The following is a 14,270-nucleotide window of genomic DNA, read 5'->3' as shown; positions in this document are numbered from 1 at the left end:
CCTACTGTGACCGGCATCTCAGTGACCCGCGGAGGTTCGGATGTCTGTGCACGAGTACCGGAGGGAAAGCGCCCGCCCGGCGCGGCGGACGGTGAGCCGGCTGCTCGCCGTCCTCGCCGTCCTGCTGGGCGGCCTGTGGTTCACGCCCGTGGCGCCCGCGCAGGCGGCCGTGACGCTGGAGCGGGTGACCGCCTTCGGCGCCAACCCGGGCGCGCTCCAGATGTACGTCTACCGGCCGGCGTCGCTCGCGCCCTCCCCCGCCGTCGTCGTGGCCCTGCACGGCTGTACGCAGAGCGCCCAGGTCTACGCGGACAACTCCGGGCTCACCGCGTTCGCCGACCGCCACGGTTTCCTGGTGGTGTTCGCCGGGACCACCTCGTCGAACAACCTCAACAGCTGCTTCAACTGGTTCCAGACGACGGACAACCGGCGCGGCCAGGGCGAGGCGGCGTCCGTCCGCCAGATGGTCGCCCACGCGGAGAGCGCCTGGGGCGCCGACCCCTCGCGCACCTTTGTGACCGGCCTGTCGGCCGGGGGCGCGATGACCTCGGTGATGCTCGCCGCCTACCCGGACGTCTTCGAGGCCGGCGCGGTCGTCGCCGGGATCCCGCACGACTGCACCGCGGACAGCGGTCCGTACCTGTGCATGAACCCGGGCACGGACCGCACGCCCGCGGTGTGGGCGCAGCGGGTGCGCGACGCGTATCCGTCCTACGGCGGGCCGTGGCCGAGGGTCGCCGTCTGGCACGGCGACAACGACACCACCGTCGCCCCGCTGAACGCCGCGGAGCTCAGGGACCAGTGGACGGCCGTGCACGGGACGGACCAGACGCCGGACCGGTCGGACACCATCGGGACCAACGGCACCCGGCGTGAGCAGTACACGGACGCCGGGGGCCGGGTGGTGGTGGAGGTCGACCGGGTGCCGTCCATCGGCCACGGCACCCCCGTCGACCCGGGCACCGGGCCCGACCAGTGCGGGAGCACCGGCACGGCCCACTTCATCGACTCGATCTGCTCCAGCCGGTGGATCAGCGAGTTCTTCGGGCTCACCGGGGGCGGCACCGGGCCGGGGCCCGGCACCCTGCCCGCGCCCGGCGGGCTGAGCGCGCAGGCCGCCTCCGACACCTCGATCGTCCTGCGCTGGAACGCGGTCGGGGGCGCCGCCGGATACGCCGTCCACCGGGGCGGCAGCCGGGTCGCCGTGGTCTCCGGCACCACCTGGACCGACACCTCGCCGGCGCCCGGTTCCACCCACACCTACACCGTCGCCGCGCGGGACGCGGCGGGGACCGAGGGCGCGCGCTCCGCGCCGGTCACCGCGACGACCACCGGCTCCGGCGCGGTGTGCTGGACCGCCCACAACTACGCCCATGTGCAGGCCGGCCGGGCGACGACCACGGGCGGGCTGGTGTACGCGAAGGGGTCCGGCCAGGCCATGGGGCTCTACAACACGTTCGTCACCCACACCCTCAAGGAATCCCCGGTGGGTCACTACACCGTGGCCGACGGCGCCTGCCCCTGAGCCGCGCCCCCGTCCGCCATCCGGTCACCGGACCAACCGATCACCCGAGCACCGTCACCGGCGGCCCGCCGGTGACGGTGCCGTCACCTCACCTCACCGAATTTCACGTCATCAGGAGGCTGTTCCGTGCCGTCCCCCTCGTCCCCCGGCGTCCTGCCCGCGGCTCCCGGCCGGCCCGCCCGGCGCGGGTCCCGGCGGGCCGTCCGGCTCGTCGCCGGCGCCGCGCTGCTGCTCGGCCTGGTCGCCGTCCCCACGGCGCAGGCCCGTGAAGGCGGCCACTGCGCGCGCCAGGCGTCGCTGCGCGTCCCCGGCGCCGCCCACCAGGAGGTGTCCTGCCTCGGTGAACTGACCACCGCGGGCACCGTCGCCTCCGGGCACACCGACCAGGCCGACTGGGCGGGCCTGACGCCGGCGGGGCTCGCCGTGCCCTCCGGTGTGCCCGGCATCCAGATCGACGGCTACTTCCCGGACGACTCGACCACCAACACCAACCACGGCTGGCAGCACGACTCCCAGTTCGTGATCCGGCTGCCCGACCGGTGGAACGGCGGCCTCGTCGTCGCGGGCTCGCCCGGCAACCGGGAGCAGTACGCCAACGACCGGGCGATCTCCGACTGGGTGCTCTCCCGCGGCTACGCCTTCGCCGCCACGGACAAGGGCAACACCGGACTCGGCTTCCACCGGGACGGCGACCGGCCGGGCGAGGCGATCGCCGAGTGGAACGAGCGCGTCACCCAGCTCACCAGGGCGGCCCGCACAGTCGTCGCGCAGCGCTACCGCGAGCGGCCCCGGCACACGCTGATGACCGGCATGTCCAACGGCGGCTATCTGGTGCGCTGGCAGCTGGAGAACCACCCCGGGCTGTACGACGGCGGCGTGGACTGGGAGGGCACGCTGTGGCGGGCCGACGGCCCCAACCTGTTCACCTTCCTGCCGCCGGCGCTGACCGCCTACCCGCGCTACGCCGCGGGCGGCCCCGGCGCCGCGGACGCCCACCGGGAGATGCTGGCCGCCGGGTTCCCGGCGGGGTCGGAGTTCCTGTGGCCGTACCACCACCAGTACTACTGGGACCTGACGCAGCGCATCTACCGCGAGGAGCTGGACCCGGGCTTCGACGGGGCGGCCGAGGCGGGGACGCCGTTCTGCGCACCCGGCACCCCGGCGTGCGACACGGACTACGACTACGCCTCACGTCCGCGCGAGGTGCACCGGGCGGTGGACCGCATCGCGCTGACGGGAAGGATCGGCAAGCCGCTGATCACCCTGCACGGCACGCTGGACGTGCTGCTCCCGATCGGCGAGGACTCGGACGTGTACGCCCGGATGGTGCGCGACGCCGGGCGGGAGAAGCTGTTCCGCTACTACCGGATCGAGGGCGGCACCCACACCGACTCGCTCTACGACGTGTTCCCCGACCGGCTGCGTCCGCTGACGCCGTGCCACCGCTCCGCGTTCACCGCGCTGGAGTCGTGGATCGGCGGCGGGCCGAAGCCCGCGCCGAGCCGCACGGTCGCCCTGCCGGCCGACCGGAGCGGGCTGCTGACCGACTGCGCCCTCGGCCGCGGCTGACGGCCCCGCCCGCCGGTTCGTTCCGCCGCTCCCCCGGCGGAACGAACCGGCGGGCGCGCACGGGTCAACGGACCGGCGGGCGCGCACGGTTGGACGAACCGGCGGGTGCGCGACGGATGGGCCGGCGGGCGCGCACGGTTGGACGGACCGGCGGGCGCACCCCGTTCAGGCCAGCGGGTCCAGCCTGCCGGTGCGCGCGAGGCCCGCGTACCAGCGGGCGCTGGACTTGGGGATGCGGGTGCCGGTCGGGTAGTCCACGTACACGGCGCCGAAGCGCTTGCTGTAGCCGTAGCCCCACTCGAAGTTGTCCAGCAGCGACCAGAGGAAGTAGCCCCGCACGTCGACGCCCGACTCGATGGCCCGGTGCACCGCCTCCAGATGGCCGTGGAGGTAGGCGACCCGGTCGGGGTCGCGGACCTCGCCGCCGGGGTTCACGTAGTCGTCGAAGGCCGCGCCGTTCTCGGTGATCATCATCGGGGTCCCCGGCAGATCGGCCGAGAGCCGGCGCAGCAGGTCGTACATGCCGCTCGGGTCGACGGCCCAGCCCATGGCCGTGGTGTCCCCCGGCGGCAGGTGGAAGGCCACGCCCGAGGCCCCGGGCCAGGGACTGTGGGCGCTGCGGCCGTGCCCGTCGGAGGTGTGGGTGGCGCCGTCCGGGGAGGCGGCCGACACCACGGTGGGCGTGTAGTAGTTGACGCCCAGGAAGTCCAGCGGGCGGCGGGCGGTGGCGGTGTCGCCGTCGCGCACGAACGACCAGTCCGTGAGCCCCGCGGTGTCCTCCAGCAGGTCGTCCGGGTAGGCGCCGTGGAACATCGGCCCGGTGAAGATCCGGTTGGCCAGGGCGTCGATGCGGCGGACGGCGTCCGCGTCGGCGTCGCTCGCCGTCAGCGGCCGCACATGGTGGACGTTGAGCGTCACCGAGACCTGGGACTTGGACGGCAGCGCGGCCCGCAGCGCCTGGACCGCCCGGCCGTGGGCCAGGTTCAGGTGGTGCGCGGCGCGCAGGGCGGCGACGGGGTCGGTGCGCCCGGGGGCGTGGACGCCCGAGCCGTAGCCGAGGAAGGCGCTGCACCAGGGCTCGTTGAGGGTGGTCCAGGTGGTGACCCGGTCGCCGAGCGCCTCGGCGGCCAGCTCCGCGTAGGCGGCGAAGCGTTCGGCCGTGACGCGCTCCGGCCAGCCGCCGGCGTCCTCCAGTTCCTGGGGCAGGTCCCAGTGGTAGAGGGTGGCGACGGGCTTGATGCCCTTGTCGAGGAGTTCGTCGGCGAGCCTGCGGTAGAAGTCGAGGCCGCGCTGGACGGCGGGGCCGCGGCCGGTGGGCTGGACCCGCGGCCAGGAGATCGAGAAGCGGTAGGCGCCCACCCCGAGGTCGGCCATGATCGCGACGTCCTCGCGCCAGCGGTGGTAGTGGTCCGTGGCCACGTCTCCGGTGTCGCCGTTGCGGACGCGGCCCGGGGTGCGGGCGTAGGTGTCCCAGATGGAGGGGGTGCGGCCGTCCAGGGCCGCGGCGCCCTCGATCTGGTAGGCGGCGGTGGCCGTACCCCACAGGAAGTCCGGCGGGAAGGTGCGGGCGGCGGAGAGCTGGTCGTCGGGCACGGGGCGGCGGATGGCGGTGGCCACGGGGTTCCTTTCCCGGAGTTGACGGTGGGTACGTTCCCATTCGAGGGTGGGAACGTGCCCAATCCGAGGTGGGAACGTACCCACCCGATGTCCGGAAGACTGACGCCCGGGCGCCGCCGGTGTCAAGGAGCCGGTGGGCGCACGGTCGGGAGCACCGGGCGTTCTGGCACAATGCGCCAGGTGAACGGCCCGGCCGAAGCACGAGGAGGGTCCATGGGGGGCGGTCAGCGACCGACCATCAAGACCGTCGCCGCCCGCGCCGGCGTGGGCCGCACGACGGTCTCGCGGGTGATCAACGGCTCGTCCCTGGTCAGCGACGAGGCGCGCAGCGCGGTGATGACCGCGATCGCGGAGCTCGGCTACGTGCCCAATTCGGTCGCCCGCGGCCTGGTGACCAGCAGGACCGACTCCGTCGCGCTCGTCGTCCCGGAGTCGGAGAGCCGGCTGGGCTCGGAGCCGTACTTCTCCGCCGTCATCCGCGGGGTCAGCACCGGCCTCGCCGACACCCGCACCCAGCTCCAGCTCGTCCTGGTGCGCGACGCGGGCGAGCGGGACCAGCTCACGCGCTCCGTCACGGAACGCCGGGTCGACGGCGTGCTGCTGGTCTCGGTGCACGCCGACGACCCGCTGCCCGGCCTGCTGGAGGAGATGGGCCTGCCGACCGTGCTGGCCGGCCGCCGCTCCCCCGGCGAGTCGCTCAGCCATGTGTACGCGGACAACCTGGGCGGCGCGGCCTCGGCCGTGCGGCATCTGCTGGCGGGCGGCCGCCGCACCGTCACCACCGTCGCGGGGCCGATGGACATGGACGTGGGTCTGAGCAGGCTGCGCGGCTGGCGGCAGGCGCTGGACGCGGCCGGCCGGCCGTCCGGCGAGGACCTGGTGGCCGTCGCCGACTTCACCGAGGAAGGCGGCCGGCGGGCGATGGGCGAGCTGCTGGACCGGGTGCCGTCGCTGGACGCCGTCTTCGTGGCCTCCGACGTGATGGCGGCGGGCGCGCTGCGCGAGCTGCGCACCCGGGGCCGGCGGGTGCCCGAGGACGTGGCGGTGGTCGGCTTCGACGACTCGTTCCTGGCCCGGCACACCGATCCCCCGCTGACGACCGTGCGCCAGCCGGTGGAGGAACTCGGCGTCACCATCACCCGGCTGCTCCTGGCGGAGATCGCCGACCCTGCGACGCCCCGGCAGCACGTCGTGCTGCCGACCGAGCTGGTCGTGCGGGGATCGGCGTAGGACGCGGCGGACCGGGCACCCGGCCCGGGCGGGGCCGCCGACGGGCGGCCGGGCGGGCCCCGGAAGCGCCCACGCCTTAGGACGTCCGGGTCGAAAGCTGTCATATCCGGGGCAAACTGGGTAGTCGCTATCCATGACCACTCACAGTCCTCCGGCACAGGGCGCCCTCACCGATCTCGCCGCGGGCGAGGGCGCACCAGCAGTGATCGTCTTCCTTCTCATCGTGGTCGGTCTGCTGGTCCTGCTGGTGTGGATCGTCTGGCAGGTGGGAGCGCGCAGGCGGCGCGACGCGGCGCCGACCCGGGACGAGCTGCCCACCCCGCCCGACCACCGCACCCATGTCGAGAGCCGTCTCGAACCCGACGAGGTGGACCCCTCCCAGGGCCGCCAGACACCGGGACGCCTGACCCCGCACGAGATGCACGGCTACGGGAACATGGGCGCGCGCCCCTCCGCCGAGGAGCCGCCGCGGCCCGAGCCCGGCGCCGAAGGGGACACCGGCCCAGGTCACGAAGGCGGCCGGCCGGGCGCAGGCCCGGGCGTCTGATCCCCCGCCGGACGGCCACCGCGCCGGGCGATCCACCGCCCGGCGCGGCTCGCGCACGTCCGGGGCGGGCCGGGCCCGGACGGGCACCGTCGGCAGCCTCCGGGCCGCACGGCCGGTGCCCGCACCCCCGGCGGGGGTGCGGGCACCGGATCTCACCGCGTCGCGTCAGTCGTCGCCGCGGACGATGTGCGCCTCGGGTCCCGCCTCGCGGGGCTCGCGCTCCGTTCCGGCATCCCGCCGGATCACGGCGGGGCGGCAGATGCGCACCCGTTCGTCCTCGGGTACGCGGCTGGTGGTCGGTCGGGGGTAGGCCCGGGTGTCCACGGCCTCCATCTCCTTCGGTGTCTGCGTACCGGCCTGCGTCTTCAGCGCCGGTCGGGCGTGCGCCACGGCCGGGACGGCGGCACAGGGCCGCCGGTCGCCGGCCGGTCACGGCACGCACATCCGATCGGTGTACCCCGATCGGCGCACAATATTCGCTTAACCGTACGAACAGTCATCTCCGGCGGCCGTTCTCCGCCTCCCGCGGGCGGGAGCACGGGCGCCCCTGTCCGGCGCGCGCTCCGGCCCGATCCGGCACAGGCTGGGAGGCACGCCCCAGCGGGGAGCGCCCCGCACGGAACGGAGGACGGCACGTGGAGTCCAGCGCACGACCCGACGACCCGGCCCAAGCGTCGGTGGTCACCCTGCACGTCAACGGCGTCGCCCGCACCGTGGCGCTCGACCACCGCACCACCGTCCTGGACGCCCTGCGCGAGGGGCTCGGGATCACGGGCCCGAAGAAGGGCTGCGACCAGGGGCAGTGCGGTGCGTGCACGGTCCTGGTCGACGGGCGGCGGGTGCTGAGCTGCCTGCTCCCCGCGGTGGCGTACGACGGGGCGCGCATCGTGACGGTGGAGGGCCTCGCCGGCGACCGGGGAGCGCATCCCCTCCAGGAGGCGTTCGTGGCCCGGGACGCGCTGCAGTGCGGCTACTGCACGCCGGGGCAGCTCTGCTCGGCCGCGGGCCTGCTCGCGGAGGCCCGGGAGGGGCACCCGTCGCTGGTGACGCGGGGTACCGAGGGGCCGGTGGAGCTGACGGCGGAGGAGATCCGGGAGCGGATGAGCGGCAACATCTGCCGCTGCGGCGCCTATCCCGGCATCGTGGCCGCCATCGAGGACGTGGCCTCGTGAAGCCGTACGGATACCTGCGCGCGTCGACCACCGGCGAGGCGCTCACCGCCTGGGCCGCCCGCCCCGGGGCGCAGTACCTCGCCGGGGGCACCAATCTGGTCGACCTGATGAAGCTCGGCGTGGCCGCGCCCCGGATGCTGATCGACGTGCGCCGGCTGCCGCTGGACTCGGTCGACGCGACGCCGGACGGCGGCCTGCGCATCGGAGCGACGGTCCGCAACAGCGACCTCGCCGCCCACCCCGCCGTACGCACCCGCTACCGCGCGCTGTCGCAGGCGCTGCTGGCCGGGGCGTCGCCCCAGCTCCGCAACTCCGCGACCACCGGCGGCAATCTGCTCCAGCGCACCCGGTGCACGTACTTCCAGGACGTCGGCAAGCCGTGCAACAAGCGCGAGCCGGGCACGGGCTGCCCCGCCGTGGAGGGGATCCACCGGGATCTGGCGGTGCTGGGCCACTCGCCGCACTGTGTGGCCACCCACCCCTCCGACATGGCCGTGGCCCTCGCCGCCTTCGACGCCACCGTGCGGACCGAGGGCACGGACGGCCCCCGGTCGCTGCCGGTCACCTCGTTCCACCGGCTGCCGGGCGACCGTCCGGACGTGGACACGGAGCTGCGGCCCGGCGAGCTGATCACCGCGGTCGACCTGCCGCCCGCCCCCGGCGTCCGCTCGGTCTACCGGAAGGTGCGCGACCGTGCCTCGTACGCGTTCGCGCTGGTGTCGGTGGCGGCCTGCCTGGCCGTCGAGGACGGCCGGATCCGGCATGCCTCGCTCGCCTTCGGCGGGCTGGCGCACCGCCCGTGGCGGGCGTGGACGGCCGAGGAGCGGCTGCTCGGGGCCGCGCCGACGGCGGCGGTGTTCGAGCAGGCCGCGGAGGCGGAGCTGGACGCGGCCGAGCCGCTGCGGGACAACGCCTTCAAGGTGCGGCTCGCGGGCGATCTGGCCGTGCGGGTCCTGACGGAACTGGCCGGGGAGGCGGCATGACGGAGACGGGACGCGTCCTCGGCGCCGGCGCCGAGCGCAGCGAGGCGCGCGACAAGGTCACCGGGCGGGCCCGGTACGCGGCGGAGTACCGGCCGCCGGACCGGCTGCACGCCTGGCCGGTGCCCGCAACCGTCGCCCGCGGCCGGGTCACGGAGATCGATCCGGGCCCCGCCCTGGCCGTGCGGGGGGTGCGGGCGGTGCTGACCCACGAGAACGCGCCCCGGGTCGCCGCCCCCGACGACGCGACCCTCGCGGTGCTCCAGGACGACCGCGTCCCGCACCGCGGCTGGTACGTGGCGCTGGTGGTGGCGGACACGCTGGAGAACGCGCGCGCCGGGGCGGCGGCGGTGCGGGTGTCGTACCAGACCGAGGAGCACGATGTGCTGCTCTCCCGCGACCGGCCCGGTCTGCGCACCCCCGAGGAGGCCAACGGCGGTCATCCGGGTCTGCGCGAACGCGGCGACCCGGACGGGGCGTTCGCGTCGGCGGCGGTGCGGGTGGAGGCCGAGTACGCGCTCACCGCGCTGCACAACCATCCGATGGAGCCGCACGCGGCGACCGCCCACTGGAAGGACGACGGCACCCTGACCGTGCAGGACTCCAGCCAGGGCGCGAACACCGTCCGCGAGGTGCTGGCCCGGATGTTCGGGCTGGAGCGCCGGCAGGTGACCGTGGTGTCCGAGCACGTCGGCGGCGGCTTCGGGTCCAAGGGGACGCCGCGGCCGCACGTGGTGCTCGCGGTGATGGCGTCCCGCCACACGGGGCGGCCGGTCACCCTGGCGCTGCCGAGGCGTCAGCTCGCCGCGGTGGTGGGCCACCGCGCGCCGACCCTGCACCGGGTGCGGCTCGGCGCGGGCGCCGACGGGGTGATCACCGCGCTCGACCACGAGGTGGTGACCCGTACGTCGCGGGTGCGGGAGTTCGTGGAGCAGGCCGCGGTGCCGGGGCGGGTGATGTACACCTCCCCCAACAGCCGTACGGTGCACCGGGTCGTGGACCTGGACGTGCCGACGCCGTCGTGGATGCGGGCGCCCGGTGAGGCGTCCGGGATGTACGCGCTGGAGTCGGCGATGGACGAGCTGGCGGAGGCCGCCGGCATCGACCCGGTGGAGCTGCGGCTGCGCAACGAGCCGGACACCGAGCCGGACAGCGGGCGGCCCTTCAGCAGCCGCGGTCTGCCCGGGTGTCTGCGCGAGGGCGCGCGGCGCTTCGGCTGGCAGGAGCGCGATCCCCGCCCCGGTGCCCGGCGGGAGGGCGACCTGCTGATCGGCTCGGGTGTCGCGGCCAGTACCTATCCGGTGCTGATCGGCCCCTCGCGGGCGAGTGCGACCGCGGAGCCCGGCGGGCGTCATGTGATCCGGGTGAACGCCACCGACATCGGCACCGGCGCGCGCACCGTGCTCGGGCAGATCGCGGCGCAGGCGCTGGACGTGCCGCTGGACGCGGTGCGGGTGGAGGTCGGGAGCACGGAGCTGCCGGCCGCGCCGCTGGCGGGCGGCTCGTCGGGCACGGCGTCCTGGGGCTGGGCGGTGCACCGGGCGTGCGAGGCGCTGGCGGCGCTGCTGGCGGAGCACGGCGGGACGGTGCCGCCCGAGGGGCTGACGGCGACGGCCGACACCCGGGAGGAGGCCGGCGCCGAGGTGCCGTACGCCCGGCACGCCTTCGGCGCGGTGTTCGCGGAGGTCTCCGCCGACACGGTGACGGGCGAGGTCCGCGCGCGTCGGCTGCTGGGCGTGTTCGCCGCCGGGCGGATCCTCAACCCCCGTACCGCCTGGTCGCAGTTGACGGGCGGGATGACGATGGGGCTGGGGATGGCGCTGACGGAGGGCAGCACGCTCGACGCCCGCTTCGGCGACATCGCGGAGTGCGACCTGGCCTCGTACCACGTGCCGGTCTGCGCGGACGTGCCGTCCGTCGAGGCGTACTGGCTGGAGGAGGACGACCCGCATCTCAATCCGATGGGCAGCAAGGGCATCGGCGAGATCGGGATCGTGGGCACCGCGGCGGCGATCGGCAACGCGCTCCGTCATGCGCTGGGGGCACGGCTGCGGGAGCCCCCGTTCACTCCGGACAAGGTGCTGGCCCGTCTGCACCGAGACCCGCGCCGCTGACACGGGCGGCGCGGGTGAGCACGTCCAGCAGCATCGCCGGGGTGAGGCGGCCGGTGGAGACGTTGCGCCGGCTGGGGTGGTAGCTGCCGAGCAGATGGAGCTCCCCGCCGCCGTCGGCGCGGCCCAGGACGTGGTGGGCCCCGTGGCCGAACGCCGGGCGGGGGCGCGGGACGTCGTAGCCCGCGTCGGCCAGGACGGGCAGCACGGCCTGCCAGCCGAAGGCGCCGAGCACGACGACCGCCCGCAGCCGCGGCAGCAGGGCGAGTTCGGCGGCGAGCCAGGGCCGGCAGGTGTCGCGCTCCGCGGGCGTGGGCCGGTTCTGCGGCGGCGCGCAGTGGACGGGCGCGGTGACGCGGGTGCCGAGCAGCACGAGGCCGTCGCCGCGGTGCGCCGACTCCGGCCGGGAGGCGAGGCCCGCCCGGTGCAGGGCGGCGAAGAGCACGTCCCCCGCGTCGTCGCCGGTGAACATGCGCCCGGTGCGGTTGCCGCCGTGGGCCGCCGGGGCGAGTCCGACGACGGCGAGTGCCGCGTCCTCGGGGCCGAAGCCGGGGACGGGGCGGGCCCAGTACTCCTCGTCGCGGAAGGCGGCGCGCGGGGCGGCGGCCACGCTCTCGCGCCATTCCACCAGGCGGGGGCAGGCCCCGCAGCGGGCGACCTGCCGGTCGAGCGCGCCGGCCGAGGCGCAGCGGGGCGCGGTGCGGGCGGGGAACGACGGGTCGCCGGGCGCGGGCCGTCCGCCCGTGCCGCCGGAGCGGCCGGGGCCCATCAGGCGTCCTCGTGCGCGGCGCCGGACGCCTCGCCGGGCGCCTCGTCGTGCGGCGGGGTGGTGCCGGGGGCCTCGCTCCAGCGGGCGGCGAGGAGCAGGGCGATGTCGTCGGGGCGGTCGGTGGTCCGGCGTGCCTCGTTGATCAGCCGGTCGGCGGTGTCGCCGAGCGGGGAGGCGCCGACGTCGCAGAGCATGAGGCGCAGCCGCTCGATGCCGAAGTCGATGTCGACGCCGGGCACTTCGACGAGCCCGTCGGTGAACATGGCCAGCACCGCGCCGCGTTCGAGGTAGAACTCCGTCACGGGGTACTCGGCGTCGGCGTCGACGCCGAGCACCACGCCGCCGGGCAGGTCGAGCACCTCGGTGCGGCCGTCGGGCCGGCGCAGCAGGGGCTGGAGATGGCCCGCCCGCACGGCCTCGGCGCGGCCGGCGGCGGGGTCGAGCAGGATGTAGCAGCAGCTCGCGAACTGGCCCGGGTCGAGGTCGATGAGCAGCCGGTTGGTGCCTCCCATGACCTCCGCGGGCCCGTGGCCGCTGACCGCGAGGGCCCGGACGGCGCTGCGCAGCTGGCCCATGGTGGCGGCGGCGGACACGCCGTGGCCCTGGACGTCGCCGATGACGATGGCCACGCCGCCGGCCGTCTCGACGACGTCGTACCAGTCGCCGCCGACGTCCATCCCCTGGGTGCCCGGGAGGTGGCAGGCCACGGTGTCGAGCTGGTCGACGACGGGCAGCCGGCGGGGCAGCAGCCCGTCCTGGAGGCCGCGGGCGAGCGCGGCCTCCGAGTCGTAGCGCTGGGCGCGCTGGAGGGCCTGGGCGATGAGGCCGGCGAGCGCGGTGAGCACGGTGCGTTCCTCGGGGCTGAAGCCGCGCGGCTGGTCGAAGCCGAGGATGCAGGAGCCGACGGGCCGCCCGGAGGCGATCAGCGGCAGGAAGGCGCGGGCGCCGACATGGGCGTCGAGCGGGATGCCGGGATACGCCTCGGCGAGGTGGTGCATCGACTCGAAGAAGAGCGGGCGCCCGCTGGTGAGGGTGTCCACGCCCGGGATCTTCTCGTCGAGGCCGACGCCGTCGAAGCGGTGGAGGAAGCCGCGGGGGAAGCCGGTCTCCCAGGAGAGGTACAGATGGCGGTCGTTGAGGAGGTAGATGGCGAGCTGGCGTCCGCCGAAGGCGGGCAGCAGCTCCTCGGTGACCACGGCGGACACCTGGCGGGCGGTCACCGCCTCGGTGAGGGCGATGGCGAGGGCGACCGGCCGGTAGAGGGCGACGGCGCGGTCGGCCGGCGAGCCCATGCCGGTGCCGGGGGCGACGACCGAACCGGGGGCGTAGGCGGGCTGGTCGGCCGGGCCCATGGTGACGGTGAGGCCGTCGTACCCGGCGAAGACCGAGACGGACAGCCAGCCCTGGTCGCGCTGGACGAGGAAGTTCGCCGGGTCCCCGGAGAGCAGGGCGGAGCGGTAGTAGTCCTCGTAGGCGGGCTGCCCGAGCCAGGGCACGGCCTCCCACAGGACGGTACCGAGCAGGGCGGAGCGCGGCAGGCCGACCAGGGTCTCGGCGTGGCGGTTGACGTAGGTGACGCGGCCGAGGCGGTCGAGGGAGCAGACCCCCTGCGGCAGCCGGTCCGCCGACTCGGCGACCACCGGCCCGGCGCCGAGGTCCACGAGGAAGCCGGTCAGCCGGGTGGCGTCGGATCCGTCGCGCCGGCGCCTGCGGCGACCGGACATCTCCACCAGGTGGGGCCGCCCGTCGGAGCCCTGGAGGCGGATCCTTCGGGTGACGGGGCGGTCGGACTCGGCGGCGTGCAGGGCGACGGCCCGCAGGCCGTACGCGTCGGCGGGCTCGACGCGGGAGGCCACCTCGTCGACGGTCAGGGGCAGGCCCGGCGGGGTGCCCATGATGGCGCACCAGCCGTCGTCGCCGTCGACGGTGCCCTCCTCCAGGTCCCAGTCGAAGGTGCCGAAGCGCACCGGCGGCGAGCTCACGCTCGGCAGGGTGACGGCCAGCGGGTCGCCCTCCCACTGGATCCGGCCCTCGGCGGGCATGGCGGCGAGCGTCTCGCCGAGCCGTGCGGCGATGTCAGTGACGCGCCGCCGGTCGGCCTCCTCGACGGTGCGACCCGGGGTGCCAGGGCGCAGCACGGCGATGATCCCGAAGGTCTCGCGCCGGTGGATGATCGGCACGTACAGCGATCCGAAGGGGAAGGGCAGTCCGGCCATCAGCTGGGGGTAGCGGCGCATGGCCTCCTCGGCGTCGCCGAGGTAGACGGGCCGGCCGGAGCGGTACGCCTCCGAGTGGGGGAAGGGCCGGTTGACGTGCATCCGCCACCAGTGCCGGAAGAGGTCGGACGGCAGCCCGGCGATCACCGCGAGGAGCAGCAGCTCCGGGGAGGTGGTCCGCATGTAGAGGCCCCCGGCGAAACCGCCGACGGCCTCGATCGCGGCCGCCTCCGCCTGGGCGAGGACCATCGCCAGGTCGTCCGGCGCCGCTCCCCCGCCACGGGCGCCGGGGGGCGGCTGCGGGGCAGGCTCGGGCGTCGCCGGACCGCGCTCGCCGGAGGCCGCGGGTCCGGGGCGCTCGGCGTCGGGGGAGGGCCGCCGGCCCGCGCCGTACCGGGTCATCCCCTCAGCATGCTCCCGGGCGGGCGTGGTCCGCATCTCCGTGCGGGGCGGCGGCCGGTGGTCCGCGGGCGGGCCGGGGGGCCGGGGCGCTTGAGCTAGATTGAACACGGGCCGGACGACGAGGAGGCACAC

11 protein-coding genes are annotated in these 14,270 nt (G+C 75.6%); 7 read left to right on the top strand and 4 right to left on the bottom strand.

What is annotated here, in order from left to right; translation table 11 throughout:
- The first annotated feature begins 40 nt into the window (after nt 1–40).
- Nucleotides 41–1,525, top strand: coding sequence for an extracellular catalytic domain type 1 short-chain-length polyhydroxyalkanoate depolymerase (locus JE024_RS31485; RefSeq protein ID WP_205377297.1), 1,485 nt, complete (start codon nt 41–43; stop codon nt 1,523–1,525).
- A 153-nt stretch (nt 1,526–1,678) separates the two neighbouring features.
- Nucleotides 1,679–3,094 (top strand): alpha/beta hydrolase family protein, encoded by a 1,416-nt coding sequence (locus tag JE024_RS31480; protein ID WP_205378447.1) that lies wholly within the window; start codon nt 1,679–1,681, stop codon nt 3,092–3,094.
- Between the two features lie 165 nt (nt 3,095–3,259).
- Here JE024_RS31480 and JE024_RS31475 read toward each other — a convergent pair whose 3' ends face one another.
- Nucleotides 3,260–4,711, bottom strand: coding sequence for a GH1 family beta-glucosidase (locus JE024_RS31475; RefSeq protein ID WP_205377296.1), 1,452 nt, complete (start codon nt 4,709–4,711; stop codon nt 3,260–3,262).
- Between the two features lie 213 nt (nt 4,712–4,924).
- Between JE024_RS31475 and JE024_RS31470 the strand changes: the two genes are divergently transcribed.
- Both JE024_RS31470 and JE024_RS31465 read left to right on the top strand, forming a co-directional pair.
- Nucleotides 4,925–5,941 (top strand): LacI family DNA-binding transcriptional regulator, encoded by a 1,017-nt coding sequence (locus JE024_RS31470; RefSeq protein WP_205377295.1) that lies wholly within the window; start codon nt 4,925–4,927, stop codon nt 5,939–5,941.
- Between the two features lie 133 nt (nt 5,942–6,074).
- Nucleotides 6,075–6,488 (top strand): DUF6479 family protein, encoded by a 414-nt coding sequence (locus tag JE024_RS31465; protein WP_244883283.1) that lies wholly within the window; start codon nt 6,075–6,077, stop codon nt 6,486–6,488.
- A gap of 165 nt (nt 6,489–6,653) precedes the next feature.
- Here JE024_RS31465 and JE024_RS31460 read toward each other — a convergent pair whose 3' ends face one another.
- On the bottom strand, nt 6,654–6,878 hold the full coding sequence (locus tag JE024_RS31460) for a hypothetical protein (RefSeq protein ID WP_205377294.1): 225 nt from the start codon (nt 6,876–6,878) through the stop codon (nt 6,654–6,656).
- A gap of 245 nt (nt 6,879–7,123) precedes the next feature.
- On the opposite strand from JE024_RS31460, the gene JE024_RS31455 reads away from it, so the two are divergent.
- The 3 genes from JE024_RS31455 to JE024_RS31445 are packed head-to-tail and all read left to right on the top strand — an operon-like array spanning nt 7,124 to nt 10,754.
- Nucleotides 7,124–7,660: a (2Fe-2S)-binding protein gene (locus tag JE024_RS31455; RefSeq protein ID WP_205377293.1), complete on the top strand. Its 537-nt coding sequence runs from the start codon at nt 7,124–7,126 to the stop codon at nt 7,658–7,660.
- Nucleotides 7,657–8,643, top strand: coding sequence for an FAD binding domain-containing protein (locus JE024_RS31450; protein WP_205377292.1), 987 nt, complete (start codon nt 7,657–7,659; stop codon nt 8,641–8,643). The genes JE024_RS31455 and JE024_RS31450 overlap by 4 nt, the downstream gene beginning before the upstream one ends.
- Nucleotides 8,640–10,754, top strand: coding sequence for a xanthine dehydrogenase family protein molybdopterin-binding subunit (locus tag JE024_RS31445; RefSeq protein WP_205377291.1), 2,115 nt, complete (start codon nt 8,640–8,642; stop codon nt 10,752–10,754). The genes JE024_RS31450 and JE024_RS31445 overlap by 4 nt, the downstream gene beginning before the upstream one ends.
- On the opposite strand, the gene JE024_RS31440 is transcribed toward JE024_RS31445, so the two are convergent.
- Nucleotides 10,705–11,520 (bottom strand): uracil-DNA glycosylase, encoded by an 816-nt coding sequence (locus tag JE024_RS31440; protein ID WP_205377290.1) that lies wholly within the window; start codon nt 11,518–11,520, stop codon nt 10,705–10,707. The genes JE024_RS31445 and JE024_RS31440 overlap by 50 nt on opposite strands.
- Nucleotides 11,520–14,174 carry a SpoIIE family protein phosphatase gene (locus tag JE024_RS31435; protein ID WP_372449887.1) on the bottom strand — a complete coding sequence of 885 codons (2,655 nt, stop codon included), beginning with the start codon at nt 14,172–14,174 and terminating at the stop codon, nt 11,520–11,522. Before JE024_RS31435 ends, JE024_RS31440 begins: the two co-directional genes overlap by 1 nt.
- Nucleotides 14,175–14,270: the final 96 nt, after the last annotated feature.

It is taken from the genome of Streptomyces zhihengii (genome assembly GCF_016919245.1).
Taxonomy (GTDB): Bacteria; Actinomycetota; Actinomycetes; order Streptomycetales; family Streptomycetaceae; genus Streptomyces; species Streptomyces zhihengii.
The sequence above is the reverse complement of the archived record's forward strand: the minus strand, read 5'-3'. Positions and strand labels throughout refer to the sequence as shown.